The 19133-nt window shown below is 72.3% G+C and carries 20 protein-coding genes; 1 reads left to right on the top strand and 19 read right to left on the bottom strand.

Going from position 1 to position 19133, the window contains the following annotated elements:
• Positions 1-51 precede the first annotated feature (51 nt).
• The 9 genes from NITAL_RS12280 to NITAL_RS12240 all read right to left on the bottom strand — a co-directional run bounded on the left by NITAL_RS12280 (position 52) and on the right by NITAL_RS12240 (position 8521).
• Positions 52-939 carry an IclR family transcriptional regulator gene (locus NITAL_RS12280; protein WP_052666474.1) on the bottom strand — a complete coding sequence of 296 codons (888 nt, stop codon included), beginning with the start codon at positions 937-939 and terminating at the stop codon, positions 52-54.
• Between the two features lie 87 nt (positions 940-1026).
• The gene (locus NITAL_RS12275; protein WP_211262377.1) at positions 1027-2088 is read right to left on the bottom strand and encodes an SGNH/GDSL hydrolase family protein; all 1062 of its coding nucleotides are present in this window, start codon (positions 2086-2088) and stop codon (positions 1027-1029) included.
• Between the two features lie 16 nt (positions 2089-2104).
• Positions 2105-3001: an SDR family NAD(P)-dependent oxidoreductase gene (locus NITAL_RS12270; RefSeq protein ID WP_211262376.1), complete on the bottom strand. Its 897-nt coding sequence runs from the start codon at positions 2999-3001 to the stop codon at positions 2105-2107.
• A 2-nt stretch (positions 3002-3003) separates the two neighbouring features.
• Positions 3004-4158, bottom strand: a complete 1155-nt coding sequence (locus tag NITAL_RS12265) for an LLM class flavin-dependent oxidoreductase (protein ID WP_052666473.1) — start codon at positions 4156-4158, stop codon at positions 3004-3006.
• A gap of 227 nt (positions 4159-4385) precedes the next feature.
• On the bottom strand, positions 4386-5039 hold the full coding sequence (locus NITAL_RS12260; RefSeq protein WP_211262375.1) for a TetR family transcriptional regulator: 654 nt from the start codon (positions 5037-5039) through the stop codon (positions 4386-4388).
• A gap of 32 nt (positions 5040-5071) precedes the next feature.
• Positions 5072-5701 carry an isochorismatase family protein gene (locus NITAL_RS12255; protein ID WP_052666471.1) on the bottom strand — a complete coding sequence of 210 codons (630 nt, stop codon included), beginning with the start codon at positions 5699-5701 and terminating at the stop codon, positions 5072-5074.
• Positions 5698-6579 carry a TIGR03619 family F420-dependent LLM class oxidoreductase gene (locus NITAL_RS12250; protein ID WP_052666470.1) on the bottom strand — a complete coding sequence of 294 codons (882 nt, stop codon included), beginning with the start codon at positions 6577-6579 and terminating at the stop codon, positions 5698-5700. The genes NITAL_RS12255 and NITAL_RS12250 overlap by 4 nt, the downstream gene beginning before the upstream one ends.
• Positions 6579-7646, bottom strand: coding sequence for an NAD(P)H-dependent amine dehydrogenase family protein (locus NITAL_RS12245; RefSeq protein ID WP_052666469.1), 1068 nt, complete (start codon positions 7644-7646; stop codon positions 6579-6581). The genes NITAL_RS12250 and NITAL_RS12245 overlap by 1 nt, the downstream gene beginning before the upstream one ends.
• 86 nt (positions 7647-7732) lie before the next feature.
• Entirely contained in the window at positions 7733-8521 is a 789-nt protein-coding gene (locus NITAL_RS12240) for an SDR family oxidoreductase (protein WP_052666468.1), read from the bottom strand.
• Positions 8522-8760: 239 nt separating this feature from the next.
• Between NITAL_RS12240 and NITAL_RS12235 the strand changes: the two genes are divergently transcribed.
• Positions 8761-9366, top strand: coding sequence for a TetR family transcriptional regulator (locus tag NITAL_RS12235; protein ID WP_052666467.1), 606 nt, complete (start codon positions 8761-8763; stop codon positions 9364-9366).
• Between the two features lie 4 nt (positions 9367-9370).
• On the opposite strand, the gene NITAL_RS12230 is transcribed toward NITAL_RS12235, so the two are convergent.
• From NITAL_RS12230 to NITAL_RS12190, 10 genes are all read right to left on the bottom strand, one after another.
• Entirely contained in the window at positions 9371-9709 is a 339-nt protein-coding gene (locus tag NITAL_RS12230; RefSeq protein ID WP_052666466.1) for a DUF7957 family protein, read from the bottom strand.
• Between the two features lie 199 nt (positions 9710-9908).
• A complete protein-coding gene (locus tag NITAL_RS12225; RefSeq protein ID WP_052666465.1) occupies positions 9909-10871 on the bottom strand; it encodes a bifunctional riboflavin kinase/FAD synthetase in 963 nt (320 codons plus the stop codon).
• Complete coding sequence (gene truB, locus NITAL_RS12220; protein WP_052666464.1) at positions 10868-11851, bottom strand: tRNA pseudouridine(55) synthase TruB; 984 nt, start codon at positions 11849-11851, stop codon at positions 10868-10870. Before truB ends, NITAL_RS12225 begins: the two co-directional genes overlap by 4 nt.
• Before the next feature lies 1 nt (position 11852).
• A complete protein-coding gene (locus NITAL_RS12215; RefSeq protein ID WP_052666463.1) occupies positions 11853-12875 on the bottom strand; it encodes a DHH family phosphoesterase in 1023 nt (340 codons plus the stop codon).
• Positions 12872-13363 (bottom strand): ribosome-binding factor A, encoded by a 492-nt coding sequence (locus NITAL_RS12210; RefSeq protein ID WP_052666462.1) that lies wholly within the window; start codon positions 13361-13363, stop codon positions 12872-12874. Before NITAL_RS12210 ends, NITAL_RS12215 begins: the two co-directional genes overlap by 4 nt.
• A gap of 48 nt (positions 13364-13411) precedes the next feature.
• A complete protein-coding gene (locus NITAL_RS12205) occupies positions 13412-13741 on the bottom strand; it encodes a DUF503 domain-containing protein (RefSeq protein ID WP_052666461.1) in 330 nt (109 codons plus the stop codon).
• A 108-nt stretch (positions 13742-13849) separates the two neighbouring features.
• On the bottom strand, positions 13850-16657 hold the full coding sequence (gene infB / locus NITAL_RS29200) for a translation initiation factor IF-2 (protein WP_083441507.1): 2808 nt from the start codon (positions 16655-16657) through the stop codon (positions 13850-13852).
• A 64-nt stretch (positions 16658-16721) separates the two neighbouring features.
• Positions 16722-17129: a DUF448 domain-containing protein gene (locus NITAL_RS29410; protein ID WP_083442166.1), complete on the bottom strand. Its 408-nt coding sequence runs from the start codon at positions 17127-17129 to the stop codon at positions 16722-16724.
• A gap of 118 nt (positions 17130-17247) precedes the next feature.
• Positions 17248-18510 (bottom strand): transcription termination factor NusA, encoded by a 1263-nt coding sequence (gene nusA / locus NITAL_RS12195; protein WP_211262373.1) that lies wholly within the window; start codon positions 18508-18510, stop codon positions 17248-17250.
• Complete coding sequence (locus NITAL_RS12190; RefSeq protein ID WP_052666460.1) at positions 18479-18958, bottom strand: ribosome maturation factor RimP; 480 nt, start codon at positions 18956-18958, stop codon at positions 18479-18481. The genes nusA and NITAL_RS12190 overlap by 32 nt, the downstream gene beginning before the upstream one ends.
• Positions 18959-19133 lie beyond the last annotated feature (175 nt).

Genomic DNA, 19133 nt, shown 5'->3' with positions numbered 1-19133 from the left:
CGGATCTGGCCTGTCGGCCGCGCCGGCCGGAACTCCAGCGAAGCGGGCAGCCTACTCAGGTAGCCGTCGGCTCCCGACCGCCAGCCGGGGGGACCGTCCCCCGAGCGCCACGGTCACCTCCTCGGCCGCCGCGACGAGACGCTCGGCGTACGCCGGGACGTCGGAGGCCGGGATCTGCCCCCGGAAGCCGATCAGGAACAGGGCGATCGCGACCTGCCCGGCCGCGTCGAAGACGGGCGCGCCGACGTGGTTGAGCCGGTAGGGGGTGGACTCGGCGAGCTCGACCAGCGCGTACTCCTCGCCGGGGGCCGTCGCCGTCGGGTGGGCCTGTTCCCCCTGGAGCGACGCCACGAGCTGCTGCTGCTCGTCGCCGCCGAGGCCCACCGAGTACCCGCGTGCCCGTACGGCCTCGAGCGCCTGTCGGTACCGCGCCAGACGCGGCGGGTCCACGTCGGGTCCCAGCGTGCCGAGCCAGCGGTCGATGACCTCGGGTCCCGACCACGCGACGAAGACCGTCCCGAGCGGCGGGACCAACGGCAGACGGAGCCCGGGCTGGATGTTGATCCCGAGGGGACGGGGCTCGCCCGAGGTGGCGAGGATCACGATCTCGTCCCCGATGGCCGTCGAGGCGACACACTCGAGATCGAGGTCGCGCGAGACGGCTGCCATCGGCCCCGCGGCGAGCTGCGAGGCCGGGTTCGCCGAGGACGCCGCGTTGCCGAGCGCGACCAGCGCCGGACCGAGCGCGTACGCCTTGGAGGTCGGGTCGCGCAGGACGTACCCGTGGTCGACCAGCGAGGCGAGCAGGGCGTGCGCCGTGGCCTTGCTGAGATCGAGCTCGCGGGCCAGCTCCGAGAGGGAGACGCGCGCGCCGGGGTCCACGGCGAGGTGGTTGAGCACCGCGACGGTGCGGTCGACGGCAGGTGTGCGGCGCGCCACGGGACCTCCCAGGTGTGGGCTCGGCGGGTCGCTGCCCGCCCGTGAACGGGCATCCTCGCAGACGGGTACCACTGGTGAGGCCGTACGTCAGCGTCCGCCCGCGACCTCCGAGCCGAGCGCGGCGATGACCGCCCGTCCCACCGCGTCCGCGATGGCGTGGTGACCGTCGTCGTCGGGGTGGATCGCGTCGCCCAGCCGTTCGGGCGGCACGATCGCGAGTCCCGGCACCAGGGTGAGGTTGCGGTCGCCGGCGGCCATCCGCACCTCCACGACGCCTTCGATCCCACGGCGGAGGTCGGCGAGGCTGGCGCCGAACCGGTTCGGGGTCGCCTCGGCGTCCGGGCGGATCACGGGGCTGACGACCACGATCGGGGTCGAGGGGTGCTCCTGGCGCAGGACGGTCAGGAACGCGTCGGTGTTCGCACGGATCTGGTCCACCGAGTGTGGGGTCCGCGACCAGCAGTTGGTCCCGTGCGCGACGGTCAGGACGTCGGCCGGCAGCTTGGCGATCTGCTCGGCGCTCGCGAGCTCGCCCCGGGCCGCACCCGCGTACCCGAGGTTGACGTGGTCGAGGCCGTGTTCCCGGCCGGCGATGGCCGGCCAGGCGAGCGCGGGCTCGGACGCGATCCAGCCCTCGGCGACCGAGTCCCCGTACACCACCCACCTCGGCCGGGCCGGTGCTGGTTCGATCGTGCCACCGACCCCTCGGACGGTGAGGATCCACGGCTGCATACCCTCGGGCAGGTGGACGGAGGTGACGCTGCCATCCGTCGCGAGCGGCAGGGACACCGTCCCTTCGCCGAGCACGGCCGGTGCGTCACCGAGACGCCGGGTACCGGCCCACGCGGTGAAGCGGACCCCGGCCCCCTCGCCGCGGTACCCGAGCTGATCGGTGGTCGTGCGGTACTCGATCTCGATCGCGGTGGCGTCGCCCACGACCTCGAGGCGGACCCCCACCGGCAACGACGCCACCATCCAGGTGTCCCCGGGGATGCGGCTGCGGTCGATCGGGTTGGCTCGCGGGTACGGCACGCGGCGGGTCCCGGGCCACGGCGCGCCGCGCAGGAACGGCTCGGGCCCCTCGGGGCGCAGGCCTCGGAGTGCGTCGCCCTCGGGCACCGCCAGGTGTGGGGCGTTCTCGCTGTCCACCCGCGGCTCGCCCACCTCAGCCCCCGAGGGGGTAGGGGAACTTGGCGCCGACACCGCCGTCGACGGCCAACACCTGGCCACTGACGTAGGCGGCCAGGTCCGACACCAGGTACAGCAGCGCGCCTGCGACGTCCGATGGCTCGGCCACCCGGCGCAGCGGCGCGTTCCTCGCGTTGCGCTCCTTGCCCTCGTCGCCGACCATCGCGGCGATCCGCGGCGTCCACACCACGCCGGGCGCCACGGCGTTGGCCCGGATGCCGGACGGGCCGAGCTCAACCGCCAGCGACCGCACGAGCGAGAGCAGGCCCGCCTTCGCCGCGCCGTACGCCGCGTGGTACGGCGCCCCGGTCATGCCCGAGACGCTGCCGACGAAGGCCATGGCGCCGCGCTGCCCCGTCGCGGCGTCGCGGTCCTGTCCGCGCATGACGGCCGCGCCCACCTGGCTCAGCAGGTAGGCGTGCCGCAGGACCATCCCGAAGGTCCAGTCCCAGTCCTCGTCGGTGGTGGCCTCGAGCGGGGCGTACCGCGCCATGCCGACGATGTCGACGATGGCGTCGAGACGCCCGAACCGGTCCGCGGCGTCCCAGAGCGCAGCCTCGACTTCGTCGCGTTCACGGACGTCTGCGGTCGCCGGGACGCCGTCGACCTCGGCCGCCACGTGGGCAGCCGCCTCGGGGTCGGCGTCGAGGCAGAACACCTGCGCGCCGCACTGCGCGAGCGCGTGGGTGACCTGCCGCCCGATCCCCTGGCCCGCCCCCGCGACGACCACGCCGCGCCCGTCGAGGCGCAGCAGGCCGGCGTAGTCGGCCACGGGGGAGGTGTCGAGGCGACGAGGCGCCGTCGTGCCAGCGTCCTTCTCCGGCAGGGACGAGGCCCCGGGAGCGGCCGAGGGCGCCACCGTCGCGTCGCTCACGATCAGGCCTGCCCGGCCGGCTCGAGCGCCGGGTTGTTGGCCGGCTGCGCGGTGTAGGCCGCGATCTCGGGCATCACCCGGTCGTGGATGAGCTGCATCGACTTCTTGATCGACTCGTCCGAGAGGAACCCGAACTGCTTGTAACACAGCAGCTGGTCGACCCCGCAGTCCGCGTACTTCTTCATCTTCTCGACGATCTGCTCGGGCGTACCGATCATGATCATGTCGTAGCTGTTGAAGATCTTGGGGTCGAGGTCACCCTCGGAGAACCGCGTCAGGAGCGGGAAGAGCTTGTCCTGCTGCTCCTGGGGCATGTGGGACAGCTCCCACTCGAGCGTGAACTCGGCGATGTTCTTGTACCACCACCACACCGACTCCCAGGCGCGGTTCTCCTCGAGCTCGGCCTCGTCCTCGACGCAGTGCACGAGCGTGTAGCAGGCCGCCCGGTCGTTGGTCACGCCGGTGACCGGTACCGCGTTGGCGGCAGCATCCTTGTAGGCCGCGATCAGCTGGGCCATCTGCTTGAGCGGCTGCATGATCGAGAACGACAGCAGCCCGAACCCGTTGCTGCCGGCGTCGACCGACGACCCCATCGAGGTCGCGGCCTGCCACGCAGGCGGGTGCGGGTCCTGGACGGGCTTGGGGGTGACCATGCGGCGCGGCATCGAGAACGTCTCGGACTCGTACTCGAAGTACTCGCTGGTCCACATGCCGGACACGATCCTGGCGGCCTCGACCAGCTGCGCCTTGGAGGTGTCGGCGTCGACGCCGAAGGCCAGCTGCTCCATCGGGGTGGAGCGCCCGAGCCCCCACTCGACGCGGCCACCCGACAGCACGTCGATGGTGGCGACCTTCTCGGCGATACGTGCGGGGTGGGTGAAGTTGAACGGCGCCAGGGTCACGCCGAACCCGAGCTTGATGTTCTCGGTCAGCTGAGTCAGGGCGCCGTGCACCGCCTCGGGGGTCGGGCAGTGCGAACGTCCCTCCCGGAAGTGGTGCTCGACCAGCCACACGGTGTTGAAGCCGAGCTGGTCACCGAGGACGATCTGCTCGAGCGCCTCCTTGTAGGCCTGCTGCTCGGCGGCCTTCTGGTTGCCCGGGAACTCGCCCGGCCACGGCCGCGGCACATCGATCTCGTAGAACAGGTCGAGCTTCATCCGAGCTCCCTCCCAGGTCCGGTGGGTCGCTCGGGTAGCGGTGTGTTCGCTATCTCGAACGACAGGTCGACATCTCGACCGAGCGTACGCCTGTCGGACACCACCCGTCAACACCCGGACCGCCAGCACCTGACGGACCGTCAGGTCGACCGATGTGCGGTGTGGTTGGGGGGCCACGCTGACGCACCGGCCACGCGCTCGCGTCACCGTCCCGACCAGACGTCGCGTCAGCGGCCCTTGCGGCCCGTCACGCCCCATCGGACGTGCGCGGCCATCGAGGCGCGCACGTTGCCGAGGTCGGCGCCCCACTGGTCCAGGCCGGCCTGGTGCTCGGCCACGTGAGCCAGCATCGAGACCAGGGTGGCCGCCTCGGACCGGGGGTCGGTCCCGTCGTCGCGCCGCGCGGCGACCCCCGCCGCCAGCGCCTCGGTGACCGGACCGAGCAGGTCGTTGCGCAGGTCGCGGAAGCGGCGGTCGCCCTCGACGATGGCCAGGTCGATGACCCGCATGACGGCGGTGTGGTCGTACCAGAAGGCGAGGAAGGCGTCCACCAGCGCCTCGGAAGCCGCGGTCGCCGAGCGCCCGGCCCAGTCCGCCTCCGCGATCGCATCCAGGAGGGATCGTCCGTCCTCCACCGCCCGCTGTGCGAGCACGACGACCGCCGCCTCGACGTCCGAGAAGTACTGGTAGAAGGTCGCCGGTGACGAGCCCGCAGCGCGGGCGATGTCGACGACCTTGACCTCGCGGTAGGACCGGGTGGCGAGCAGGTCCGCGGTCGCGGCGAGCAACCGCTCACGCGTCGCCCGCCCGCGGCGGCCAGGCGTGCGCCCGTCCGAGGCGGTGAGGTCGTCGGAGGCCATGGAGGTGTCGTGAGTGGTCATAGCGCTGGACCGTACCCGAAGGTGACGGGTCGTCAGGTGCGTTCCCGACCACACCCTGACCAGGCAGCCACGAGCTCGGCGGTGGTGCAGGTCGTGGCGAGCAGCCGCAAGGTGTTGGCGATGACCAGGTCGGTGTAGGCCGGCGGCGTGCCCGCGACGGCGTCCACCGGCAGCACCACCTGGTAGCCGGCGTTGACCGCGTCCATGACCAGGTTGGTGACGGCGACGTTCACCGAGACCCCGACGACCACGATGGTGCGCACCCCGAGGTTGCGCAGCAGGGGGTCCAGGTCGGTGCCGGCCATGGGTGACAGGCCGTGCAGCCGCCCGACGACCAGGTCCTGCGGTGCGGCGACCTCGGGCAGCAACGCCGCTGCGTGCGACCCCGGCTCGAGCACGACGGGAGCTCGCGCCGCCGCCGCGAACAGGCGGGCGTTGTCGTTGCTGCCGCGGCCGTCCGCGCGGCGCCACGCCACCCCGTGCACCACGGGGACGTCCACCCCGCGTGCGGCCGTCACCACACGGACGGCAGCGGCGACCGCACCAGCGGCGTCGCGGGCGAGGTCGGGGAAGACCGCCTCCGGACCCACGACCCCCCGCTGCAGCTCGCTGGTGACCACAGCCGTGGTCGCCGGTGCCACCAGGGCGGGGTCGACGATCACGCGCGTACCGCGGCCGTGCCCGCGTCGTGTCCGACCCCGAAACGCGCCGCGAAGGCCACGAGGTCGTCGACCGCCGTCCGCGAGGAGCGCCACGGCACCACGATGACCCGGTCCACGCCGGCCGCGGCGAAGGCGTCGACGTCGGCGTCCGAGGTCACCTCGCCGAGGACCGTGGTGGTGAACGGCGACGCCCCGGTGCCGAGCTCGGCGCGGCGTGCCCGCAGGTGCTCGACCACCGCAGCCGCCGACGACGGGGTGTGCTCCATACCGAGCCAGCCGTCACCTCGCCGGGCGGCGCGCTCGAGGGCCGCGTCCGACTCGCCGCCGACCAGGACCGGCAACGGGTCCTGGACCGGCTTCGGCTCGAACGCGACCGATGGGAAACGCCACGCCTCGCCCTCGTGGGCGACGCGGCGTTCGGACCACAGCCGGCGGCAGACGTCGATCGCCTCGTCGAGGCGGCGGCCGCGCCTCCGCGGGTCGATCCCGGCCGCCTCCCACTCGGTGCGCAGCCACCCGGCTCCGACCCCGACCTCGGCCCGCCCCCCGGAGAGCACGTCGAGGGTCGCGAACGCCCTTGCGGCGACGAACGGGTGCCGGATCCCGAGCAGGTAGACGTAGGTGCCCAGCCCGATCCGCCTCGTCAGGGCCGCGATGTGGCACAGGTAGCCGGCGGCGTCGAAGACGGGCAGGTCGGGCGGGATCGGCGCGTGCTCCTCCCCCGGGCGCAGCTGGCCATCGATCCGCTCGGGCAGCACGAGGTGCTCGGGCAGCCACAACGAGTCGAACCCGAGCTCGTCCGCGGCGACGGCCACGTCCCGCCACGCGGCGTGGTGGAGCTGACCGAACGTCAGCGCGAACCTCGGACCCGGCGCCATCAGCGGGTGACGAGCCCTCGTCCGGCCACCTGCGGCAGGTCGAGCGCGGTCACGATGCCGGGCTTGGCATCCGCGACGTGCGGGATGGCGTTGACCAGGCGCATCGCGGTGGCCTGGATCGCCCCGGTGTTGTGGTCGCCGTCCTCCCCCCACAGCTGGAGGTCGCAGATGATGTTCGGTGCACCGGTCACCACCACCCGGTAGCAGCCCTTGCCGGCCGGCTGCGGCCAGTCGGGGGCGAGGTCGTCGTGCAGGCGCGTCGCGTGCTCGAGCACCACGCGCGCCACACCGTCGACCAGGCCGCGCACCTCGAAGCGCAGGGCAGCGGTGGTCCCCGCCTCGATGGTCCCCGCATCCACGTCGAAGGTCTCGGTCGCCGGCAGACGCTCGTGGAACTCGACGATCTCGTCGAGCTCGAGGTCGAGGCCGGCGGCGAGCTGGCGGACCACCTGCCCCCAGGCGAGGGTGAGGATCCCCGGCTGGAGCAGCATCGGCGTCGCGTCGAGCGGCTGGCCGAACCCCATGACGTCGAAGAGGATCATCGCCTGGGCGTAGGTGTCGTAGTTCATGACCTCGACGACACGCAGCTCGTCGATGCGTTCGCAGATGCCGCTGACCGCCAGCGGCAGGGCGTCGTTGGCGAAGCCCGGGTCGATGCCGTTGACGAAGAGGGACGCGGCGCCGTCCTCGGCTGCCTCCTCCACCGGCTCGGCCAACCCCTCGACCAGGCCAGGTGGGAACTGGAGGAACACCGGCGAGGACGAGACCACGTCGATGCCGGCACGCAGGAACCGCTGCAGGTCCGCGAGGGCCTCCGGCAGGCGGTGGTCGGCCATCGCCGTGTGACAGATCACGTCCGGCTTCAACGCGAGGAGGGCGTCGGCGTCCTGGGTCGCGGCGACCCCGACCAGGTGGTCCAGGCCGGCCAACTCACCGGCGTCTCGGCCCTCCTTGGCCTCGGAGGACACCCACACGCCCACCAGTTCCATCTGGGGGTGGGCGATGATGCCTCGTAACGCCGCTGCGCCGACGTGTCCGGTGCTCCACTGCACCACGCGGTAGGTCACGGTCAGCCTCGTCTCAGGTCGTCGATCGGGGTCGGGATGCCGCACGGGTGAGTCACAAGTGGGGGTGATCACAAGTGGGGGGTGCGTCACAGGTCGGGGAGGCCCAGGTCGAGGTTGGGGCTGTCGATCCCGCCGTCGACCGGCAGGGTCCGGCCGGTGACGTAGCCACCCGCAGCGGAGGCGAGGAACAGCGCTGCCGCGGCGACCTCATCGGGCTGGCCCAGGCGGCGGAGCGGGGTGGCCGACTCCATCGCCGTCCGGAGCGGTTCGTTCTCGACCACGATGTCCAGGGCCGAGGTCGCCACCGAACCGACCTCGAGTGCGTTGACGCGGATGCGTGGGGCCAGGTCGGCTGCCAGCAGCCGGGTGGCGTGCGACAGGGCCCCCTTGGCGACCCCGTAGGCCAGGTAGCCACGGCCGGCCACCCGCCCCATGACCGATGAGATGTTGACCACGCTGCCGCCACCGCGTTCGAGCATGACCGGCGCAGCCGCCCGTACCAGGGCGACGGCGGTGGTCACGTTGAAGTGGAAGGCGCGCTCGAGGAAGCCGTCGCTGGTGTCGAGCAGGGGCCGGGGCATGGTGCCACCGACGTTGTTGACCACCACGTCGACGCCGCCGAGGTCGCTCACCGCGGCGTCGACCAACGCGGCGACCGCACCCGTGTCGTCGAGATCTGCCTCGACCACCACCGCCCGACGGCCGAGCTCGGCGATGGTCTTGGCCACCCGATCGAGATCGGCGGCGGTCCGGCTGCTGATCACCACGTCCGCGCCGGCCTCGGCGAAGGCGACGGCGGTGGCCGCGCCGATCCCACGGCCTGCGCCGGTGACGATGGCGACCTGGTCGGTCAGGCGGAACCGGTCGAGGATCACCTGGCGCCCACCGTGCGTCGGGACCGCAACGGTGCGCGTCGGCTCGACGGAACGTCCATGTCGGTCCCTCCCCGGACTCGGTACGGCATACTAGAACGTGTTCTCGTCAGGGTCCATGCTCGGGACCGAACGGTGACCGCGGGCCGACCTGCGACCCGCGCCCCGCGCACGGCCCCAGGACTCGACCGGTGTGGCAGGCTCACGGTCGAGCGACACACCCACCGAGGTAGGAGTGGCAGGTGGCAGCATCCGACGCGGTCGAGCTCCCGGCACCGAGCGAGCTCACACCGCAGCAGCGCGAGCGACGCGAACGCATCCTCGACGCTGCCCAGCAGCTCGCCAGCCGCGGCGGCTTCGATGGCGTGCAGATGCGCACGGTGGCCGACAAGGCCGACGTCGCGCTCGGCACCCTGTACCGCTACTTCTCCTCGAAGGTGCACCTGCTGGTCGCGCTCCAACACGATCGTGCGCTGGCGATGGTCGAGCGGGTGGCCAAGCACCCGCCACCCGGTGATGACCCGATCGAACGGGCCACCACGGTCCTGCTGCGCTCGACCCGTGCGCTGCAACGTGACCCGTCGCTGACCGAGGCGCTCCTGCGCGCGATCATGGTCGCGGACGCCTCCGCGGCCGCCGACGTGCACAAGGTGAGCGACGTCACCACCCAGATGCTGCTGCTGGCCATCCACGGTCCCGACCACGTCGCCACCGACGAGGACCTGGCCAAGGCTCGTGTCCTCGAGATGGTGTGGCTGTCGAGCCTGCTCAACTGGCTGTCGGGCCGGGCTTCGTCCAGCCAGGTCGACCAGGACCTGTCGACCGCCGCCCGCCTCATCCTGCGCTGAGTCCCTACTTCGTGAACTCACGATGCAGGATCTCGCCGGTGTCCGGATCGAGCGTGCAGCGGTACCCGGAGAAGCTCTGCGCGATGAACGGATCAGTGGACACGATGGCGACGAACGCGTCCGCGTGGGAATCAGGAGGTGCTGCGGTCCAACGCGTGTGGCCCTGCTCGTCCATCGAGATCAGGTTGCTGAACGTTCGCCAGGAGCTCGAAGCGTCCGCGGCGAGGTCGAAGAGAACCACGATGCTGCCGTCCGCCAGCCTCTCTGCCATCGTCACGGCGTGCTCGAGTTCGACGCGAACGCCGTCAAGCCAGACGTCTCCATCCCGCACTTCAACGGTCATGAGAGCACCGTAGTTGCCACTCCGAGCCGTGTGCCCCGATCCGCCGGAGCCGCCGCTGACCGAAGCCCTGACCGTAGGTGGAGCGCATCGATGCGGTTCCGGTCGCACCCACCCGCTCCACCTCGGCGTACGGCAGTTGGCCGGCGGGCGTGAACGATCCCGCGGGGTGAGCCCGGGGGGCGCGAGCCGCCAACGGGCGTCAGACGTCGGCGCCGACCAGGTCGCGGGCCTGCGACGCGTCGCGGGCGATCTGCTCCTTGAGCGCGTCGAGCCCGTCGAAGCGCTGCTCGCCGCGGAGGCGGTGCAGGAACGAGACCTGCAGGTGCTGGCCGTACAGATCGGGGGCGACGTCGAGGAGGTGCACCTCGACGGTCACGCCCTCGCCGTCGAAGGTCGGCCGCGTCCCGACGTTGGTGACGGCCGCGAACCGTTCGTCACCGACGGTGGCGATCCCCGCGTAGACCCCGTTCGCCGGTAGGAGCCGACCGGACGACACCTCGATGTTGGCGGTCGGGAAGCCGATCGTGCGTCCCCGCTGGTCGCCGTGCACGACCTCGCCCGCCAGCGTGAACGGGCGACCGAGCGCACGGTTCGCCCAGAGCACGTCGCCGTCCTCGCCGAGACGGCGACGGACCTCGCTGGAGCTGATCGGCGACCCGTCGAGGTCCAGGATCGTCACGGCCTCGATCGCGAACCCGTAGCGCTCGCCGGCGTCGGCGAGGGTGATGACGTCGCCGGCGGCCTTGTGCCCGAAACGGAAGTTGGCGCCCACGATGACCTTTGTCGCCTGCAGCCGCTCGACCAGCACCTTCTCGAGGAACACGTCGGGGCCGAGCGACGACAGGTCCGGGGTGAAGGGCAGGACCAGCACGAGGTCGATGCCGACGGCCAGGAGCTCGCCGATGCGGTCCTCGAGCGGCTGGATGGCGAGCGGTTCGGTCCCTGGCCGCAGCACCGCCGCCGGGTGCGGGTCGAAGGTCACCGCCACCGACCGGACACCGGTCTCCTGGGCGGCGTCGACCGCGCGGCGCAGCAGCACGCGGTGACCTCGGTGCACCCCGTCGAAGTTGCCGATGGTGACCACCGACGGCCCGGGCACGACGTCGTCGAGCCCGTGGGCGACGGCGGTCGGCCCGTCGTCTCGGCCCTGGTCGTGGTTCACCGGCCCTCGTCGGTCGTCAACTCGTCGGGGCGGAGCCACACCAGTTCAGCGCGCACCTCCGGCCCCGACCCAGCGTAGACGCCGATGAGCTGGCCACCCGACCTGACCGCGACGGCGCTCGGGTCCCCCGCCGCCCGCACCGGCGTGAGCAGCTCGGCGGGCAGCTTCGCGCCCTGGGTCAAGCGGCGCACCAGGTCGCGGTCGTCCACGTCGAGGGTCGGCATCACGCGCTGGACGGCCAGCAGCGGCTCGAGGAGCAGCTCGTCGAACCGATCCTCCTCGGCCGCGGCGCGGACCGCTTCGAGCGTGTGGGCCTCGTCCACGGTGAACGGTCCGTTGGCGACCCGACGGAGCGCCGTCAGGCTGCCACCGACGCCGAGGGCCGCGCCGACGTCGTGCGCGAGGGTCCGCACGTAGGTCCCCGCCGAGCAGGTGACCAGGAACGACGCCTCGGGGTGGTCCGGGTCGCTGCCAGGACCGAAACCATCGAGGACGATGTCGTGGATCGTGACCGGCCGTGGTTCGCGGTCGATGGTCTCTCCCCGCCGTGCGAGCTCGTGCAGCCGTTCACCGTCGACCTTCAGCGCCGACACCATCGGTGGGATCTGCTCGATGTCACCGTGGAACCGCGTCAGGGCCTCGCAGAAGCGGCGCTCGTCGATGTGACCGGCCGGCGTGCGTGCCACCACCTCACCCTCGGCGTCCTGGGACGCGGTCTCCACCCCGAGCACCATGCGTGCCGCGTAGGTCTTGGTGCCCGCCTGGAGGAAACGCACGAGCTTGGTCGCGCGCCCGAGACAGACCACCAGGACACCGGTCGCGGCAGGGTCGAGGGTGCCGGTGTGCCCGACCCGCGACTGGCGCGAGGCGCGCCGGACCGCCTGGACGGCGTCGTGCGAGGTCGGGCCGACCGCCTTGTCGAGCAGCAGCACGGCGGAGCGGTCGGGCTCGCCCGGTCGCTGCTTGCGTCGTCGTCCCACGTCAGGCCTCCTGCACGGCGGCGACGATCGAGGCGAGGACCTCGTCGTAGGTCCCCTGCCCCGTGAAGCCGGACGCGCGGTCGTGTCCCCCGCCGCCGAAGGCCGTGGCGATCCGGCCGACGTCGACCTGGCCCCGCGATCGCAGGCTCACCCGCCACCCGCGGCTGCCGACGGCCTCACGCGCGACCACGGCGACCTCGGCGACGTCGGTGGTCCGGACCACGTCGATGATGGCCTCGGCCGCCTCCATCCCGGCGCCGGCCTCCTCCAGGTCCTCGGCCGTCACGAAGGCGTGGACGAGCGACGCCTCCGGGACGAACGTCAGGCGGGCGAGCGCGCGGGCGAGGAGGGTGAGTTCGCCGACGGTCCGGGTGCCGAACAAGCGTCTGGTGAGCTCTTCGTGGGGCGCGCCCGCGTCGATGAGCCGGCCCCCGAGCTCCATCGCAGCGCGGTCGGTGCTGGCGTGCTGGAACCGGCCGGTGTCGGTCACCAGGCCCACGTACAGGCAGGTGGCGATGTCGGGGTCGAGCGGGACCTCGAGGCGGCGCAGCAGCTCATCGACGATCACGACCGTGGCGGCGGCGCGGGGGGCCACGAGGTGGACGGTCCCGAACCGGGTGTTGGTCGGGTGGTGGTCGACGACGATCGTCGGCACACCGGCACCGAGGAGCGGCTCCAACGCCCCGAGCCGGGATGCCGACGACGAATCGACGCTGACGAGCAGGTCGACGGCCTCCGGATCGATGTCCGAAGGTGCCACGAGGTCGTCCACCCCCGGCAGGTCGGCGTAGGCGGCAGGGACCCGGAGCGGCTCCTCCCCCCACGTCGGCAGCGTCCTGGCGCCCCGACCGGACAGGGCGTGGTGGAGCGCCAACGCCGCACCGAGCGCGTCGCCGTCCGGCCCGATGTGCGCCGCGATGACCACCGAAGCACCGTCCTCGGTCGCCGCCTGCAGGCGCGTCACGGCCTCGTCGACCGCATCGGGGTCGACGTCCGAGAGCCACGGTGCCGGCGGAGAGGTCACGCCTCGTGGTCGCTGTCGGACGCGGGCGGCGCGTCGTCGTCCGGCACGGAGGGGGCCTCATCGGTGAGGTAGCTGCCGGTGGGTTCGGCGCCCTCGACCGGAACGGTGGGCTCGATGCGTCGCAGGAGGTCCTCGACGCGGGACGCCTGCTCGACCACCGGGTCCGGTTCGAAGGTGAGCAGCGGGGTGGTCCGCAGCTTGGCGCGCCGCGAGACCCGGCCCTGCAGGCGCGGAGCGACGGAGGCCAGGCCCTCGGCGACCTCGGCCGGTGTGGGGACCCGGTCCCCACCCGTCCGGCGCGGGTCGCGGGACACCACACCGGGGTCGAGCGTGGAGTAGAAGATCAGGGCGTGCTCGTGGTCCGGTGTCACCTGGGCCTCGGTGAAGGTCACGAAGGCCAGTCGGGGATCGGCGACCTCGGCATCGACGAGGTCGGCGACCGCCTCACGGACGGCCTTGTCGACGCGTGGGTTGCGCTTCTTGGCCACTTCGAGCTCCTGTTCGTCGGGGTCGGGACCGCGGGGCGGCCACCTCCCCTACAGCGGTGGATCGGCGTCGAGGACGTCGACCTCGGTGGCGACGGCGATGACCTCGACGCGTGGGTCACGTTCGACGACCGCCGTCACGCGGTCGAGCACCCGGTCGACACCGGTCGCGGTGCCGCTGACCGTGCCGACCCCGATGGCAGCACGCTGCCAGCGGTCTTGGAAGCCGATCTCGGCGACGGCGCAGCCGAGGTCGTTCTCGAGCCGGGCGAGCGTGGCCTTCACCAGCGCCCGCTTGCCCTTCAGCGAGTCGATCCCCGGCAGGTGCAGGTCGATCCGTGCCGCGCCGTGGTGCACGCGACCGCCATCATCGCGTGCCACGCTGTCGCCTCCGGTCGGGGGTGCCAGTGAACCTGGTCCGACGTGCTGACGACCCCGCCGGGGCGGGGCCGTCAGCACGGGGCGGGGCCGTCAGCACGGGCGGTACGACTACTCGCGTTCGACCTCGACGGTCTCGAAGGCTTCGATCACGTCGCCCTCCTTGACGTCCTGGAACTTGTCCAGGCCGATGCCGCACTCGAAGCCCTCACGGACCTCGTTGACGTCGTCCTTGAACCGGCGCAGCGACGACATCTTGTTGTCGTCGGCGATGACGACGCCGTCGCGGATGACCCGGACGCCGGACTCGCGGCGCACGATGCCCGAGGTGACCATGCAGCCGTAGACGAACCCGAGGCGCGGCACCTTGAAGATCTCGCGGACCTCGGCCTCGCCGATGATCTGCTCGCGGAACTCGGGAGCCAGCATCCCCTTGACGGCGCGCTCGATGTCCTCGATCGCGTCGTAGATGATGCGGTAGGTGCGGACATCGACCCCGGAGCGGGCGATCTCGTCGCGTGCGTTCGGGCCGGGACGGACGTTGAACGCCACGATGATGGCATCCGACGCGTCGGCGAGCCGGACGTCGGCCTGGGTGATGGCGCCGACGCCCTTGCTGATCACACGGACCTGCACCTCGTCGAGCTCGAGCTTGAGCAGCGAGTCCTCGAGGGCCTCCGCGGAACCCGACACGTCGGCCTTGATGATGACGTTGAGGGTCGCCTTGTCGCCGGCCTGGACCGCCGAGGTGAACTCCTCGAGGGTCGACGGCCGCCGTTCCGCGAGCTCCTTGCGGCGCTCGCGGGCGGACCGACGCTCGGCCACGTCGCGGGCGAACCGCTCGGCGTCGACGACGCGGAACTCGTCACCAGCCTCCGGCACGTCGTTGAGACCGATGACCTGCACGGGACGAGCGGGGGTGGCCTCGTCGACGGTCTCACCGTTCTCGTCGAACATGGCGCGGATCTTGCCGTCCGCCGTCCCTGCCACGAGGATGTCCCCGCGTCGGAGGGTGCCGGCCTGGACCAGCACCGTGGCGACCGGACCGCGGCCACGGTCGAGGTGTGCCTCGACCACGCGGCCACGAGCGTCCTTGTCGGGGTTCGCCTTCAGCTCGAGCAGGTCGGCCTGGAGCAGCACGACCTCGATGAGGTCATCGAGGCCCTGACGCTTGAGCGCCGAGATCTCGACCATCGGCGTGTCACCGCCGAAGTCCTCGGCGATGAGGTCGTGCTCGGTGAGCTGGGTCTTGACCCGGTTCGGGTCGGCACCCTCGAGGTCGATCTTGTTGATCGCGACGACGATCGGGACGCCGGCGGCCTTCGCGTGGGTGATGGCCTCCTGGGTCTGTGGCATCACCCCGTCGTTGGCAGCGACCACGAGGATCGCCACGTCGGTGACCTGGGCGCCGCGGGCACGCATGGCTGTGAAGGCCTCGTGACCCGGCGTGTCGATGAAGGTGATCGTCCGGTCCGAGTGACGGATCTGGTAGGCACCGATGTGCTGGGTGATGCCCCCAGCCTCGCCAGCGACGACGTCGGTCTCGCGGATGGCATCGAGCAGCAGCGTCTTGCCGTGGTCGACGTGCCCCATGACGGTGATGACCGGCGGGCGGTCGACGAGGTTCTCCTCGTCCTCCGGCGCCTCGATCCCGAACTCGAGCTCCTCCTCGGACATGAAGTAGACCTCGAACCCGAGGTCGGCACCGAGGATCTCGACGGTGTCGTCCGGCAGCGTCTGCTGCACGGTCGCCATCTCGCCCATCTCGAACAGCTTCTTGACGAGGGCGGCACCGGCGACGTTCAGCTTGTCGGCGAGCTCGCCGACGGTGATACCCGACAGCACCTCGACCCGCTCGACGGTGATCTGCTCTTCGAGCGGGACGTCACGGCGCATCGGCCCACGCGAGAGCTCCTGCTCCGCGGGGGACGACTTCTCGCGCTTCTTCTTGCGCCGCTTGCCGGCGGGGCCAGGTGCGCCGCCACCGGGAGCACCACCACCGGGGCCGCCGGGGCCGGCTGGGCCACCGGGGCCGCCGGTACGTGGCGGGCCACCTGGTGCCTGACGGTACGGCGAGCTGCCCGGACCGGGGCGTGCGCCACCGGGGCTGGGGCGGGGACCCCCACCGGGCGCGCCGCGACCGGGAGGACCACCGCGCTGCGGCGGGCCACCGCGACCCGCGGGCGGCTGGCCCGGGGTCGGCTGCGGCCGCGCGGGGGCGGAGCGCAGCGGCGGCGGGATCGAACGGCGACCCGATCCGGTCTGCGGGAGGTTGAGCTCGGCGCGACGACGCGCCTCGGGGCTCTCACCGGTGGCGGTCGGCGGGGCAGCCTGCCGCGTCGACGGTGGGCGGAGCGGGACCTCGCCGGGCTTGAGCCGTGGCGGCGGCGCGCCGGGCATGCGCGTGGCAGGCGGGGTCGCCGGTGGCGTCCCCGGGGCACCGGACCCGTCCTCACCGGCGGCGGGCGGGGTCGCCGGTGGCGTCGGGGGCGCGTCGCTGCCCGCAGCCTCGGCGGCCGGGGCGTCCGCGACCGGCGGGGTCGCCGCTGGCGGCGTGGCCGGCGGCGGCGTGGCTGCCGGAGGCGTCGACGGAGCGGACCCGGACGCCTGCTCCTGCTGCTGGCGCAGGTGCGGCGGCAGGACCTTGGCGGCCTTCTTGCCCTCGGGGGGCGCTGCGGCCTGCATCGAGCGGTAACGCTCGAGCTCAGCGCGCTCCTTGCTCTTGCGCGCCTCCTCCTCGGCCTTGCGTTCCGCTTCGCTCTTGCCGAGCGATTCGCGGAAACGCGCAGCGTCGGCGCCGTTGATCGAGGACGAGTGCGAAGACGCCTCGACCCCGAGGTCGGTCAGCCGCCGGAGGACCTCCTTGTTGTGGAGGCCGGTCTCCTTGGCCAGCTCGTAAACACGGACCTTGTTGCTCACGTGCGGGAACTCCTCACGGCGCCCTCGTCGGGTGCCTGGCCACCCCGCGGTCCGGGGTGCATCGTCACCCCGCGCTCGGGGTGCTCACTCTGGTGCCTCGTGGCCGGCTCGTTGGTGCTGGTGTGCTGCCGGCTGGAGGTGTCTGGCGGTCCTGGTCGTCGAGGTCGCGGCGGAGCGTGTCGAGCGCCGCGCGGATCTCGGTCTCAGGTGCGCCTCGGAGCGCGCGCCGGAGGCGTCCGGCGCCGCGTTCGCTGGCGGCTTCTATGCAGGAGGGGTCGGGACAGAGGTTGGCACCCCGGCCGGGTGCGCGTCGCTGCCGGTCGTACCGCACCCCGTCAGGGGTCCGCGCCAACCGGACGAGCTCGTCCCGTGGCCGTGTCCGGCGACAACCAACGCACGTGCGAACCGGACCGTTCCCGTCGGGGGCCGCGTGGCTCCCGACAGGTGCGGGCTGGTGCCGCTCGCGCGTCACGCGCTGCAAGGGTACTTCCTCCGGGCGGTCTGGCGAGGGTCGGCGTCCGATGGCCGGGCGTGGCCTCCGGCTGGTCGACACCGGATCCGCACGGGGCGGGACCGGCGCCGACGTCGGATCAGGCGTCCGCCCCCGGTGCCGTGGGCTGATCCGCAGCGGGGGCCGCGTCCTCGTCGCCCTCGTCGATGCTGGCCTTGCGGACCTGCTCCGCCGACTCGTAGGCAGCCGCGATGGCCTGCGCACCCTCGTCGGAGAGCGGGTTGCCGTACTCGTCGATGAGCCCCGCGTCGAGCGCCTCCTGGAAGGCACGCTGCTCCTCGGCGAACTGGGACTCGGACTTGATGTCGATGCGCCAACCGGTGAGGCGGGCGGCCAGGCGCGCGTTCTGGCCCTCGCGGCCGATCGCCAGCGACAGCTGGTAGTCGGGCACGATCACCAGCGCCGTGCCGTCGTCGGGGTAGAGGTAGACGTCGCTGACCTTCGCCGGCGACAGCGCGTTGGCGACGAGGCTCTCGGGCTCGTCGGACCAGCGCACGATGTCGATCCGCTCGAGCTCCTCGGTGTGGAGCTCCTTCTGGATGCCGCGCGCCCGCTGCCCACCGGGACCGACGCACGCGCCGACCGGGTCGACCTGCGGGTCGTTGGACATCACCGCGACCTTGGTGCGGTGACCGGCCTCGCGAGCGATGCCGCGGACCTCGACGATGCCCTCCTCGATCTCGGGTACCTCGAGGGCGAACAGACCGACCACGAGGGCCGGGTGGGTGCGCGAGGCGACGATCTGCGAGCCCTTGAGCTGGCGACGCACCTCGATGACGACCGCACGCACGTGGACGCCGTGCTCGAGCCGCTCGTTGGGGATCTGCTCGGAGTAGGGCAGCAGCGCCTCGGTCCGGCCGAGCTCGAGCAGGGTGACGTTGCCCTGCTGGCTGATCTGACCCGCGACGATGTCACCCTCGCGGCCGACGAACTCGCCGTAGGTGGCCTCGCGCTCGGCCTCGCGCAGGCGCTGCAGCAGCACCTGCTTGGCGGTTTGGGCCACGATGCGGCCGAAGTCCTTCGGCTCCTCCTGCCACTCGGAGACGATGTTGCCCTCGTCGTCGAGCTCCTGGGCGAAGAGGGTGACGTCCCCGGTCACGCGGTCCACGACCACACGGGCCTCGTCACCGGTGGCCTGCGGCGAACGCTTGTAGGCCGAAGCCATCGCGGTCTCGAAGGCTTCGACCACGGTGATGAAGTCGATGGACTTCTCGCGCTCGATCTGGCGCAGGGCGTCGAGGTCGATCTTCAACTCATGGCCTCCCAGGTGGTCGGGGTCGTCGGGGTCGTCGGCGGTGTCGCGGTCGAGATCACCACGGCAGCACCACCTTGCCGTGGTCAACCTCCGCGAGGGGCACGCGGACGGTGTCCGAGCCGACGGTCAGGGTGACGGCCGTGTCGTCGGCGTCGACCACCTCGCCCCGCATCGTGCGCGGTTCGCCCGCGTCCTCGGTGCGCAGCAGATCGATCTCGCGCCCGACGTTGCGGACGAAATCCCGGGGCCGTCGCAGCGGACGGGTCGCCCCCGGCGAGGTGACTTCGAGGGTGTAGGCACCAGCGATGAGGTCCACCTCGTCGAGCTCGTGACCGACCTTGCGCGCCAGCGACGCGATGGTGTCGACGTCCAGCCCAGCGCCCGGCTCGGTGGCGTCGGCGACCAGCTTCACCACCCGCCGCCCCTTGGAGCCGGCGATCTCGACGTCCACGAGGTCGATCTCGAGCTCCTCGGCGAACGGCACGGCGAGGTCACGCACCCGGGCGGGGAGCGTCTCGTCGTCGTGGCCGGCCATGGATCGTCCTCGGGAGGTGTCTGGCGGTCACGCGCTGTCCGGGCGCGTGTCCGGGTCACGCTCTGTTCTGTCGCGTCGTCCGGTCACGACGACGGCCGGCCCCGGCGGGCCGGCCGTCGCGGTGGACGTCCGTTGTCTGCTGCGGTCGTGCGTCGTGCCTCTCGTGCGTGCTCCG

It is taken from the genome of Nitriliruptor alkaliphilus DSM 45188 (genome assembly GCF_000969705.1).
Classification (GTDB): Bacteria; Actinomycetota; Nitriliruptoria; order Nitriliruptorales; family Nitriliruptoraceae; genus Nitriliruptor; species Nitriliruptor alkaliphilus.
Note: the sequence above shows the minus strand (reverse complement) of the source record. Positions and strands in the feature narration are given on the sequence as shown.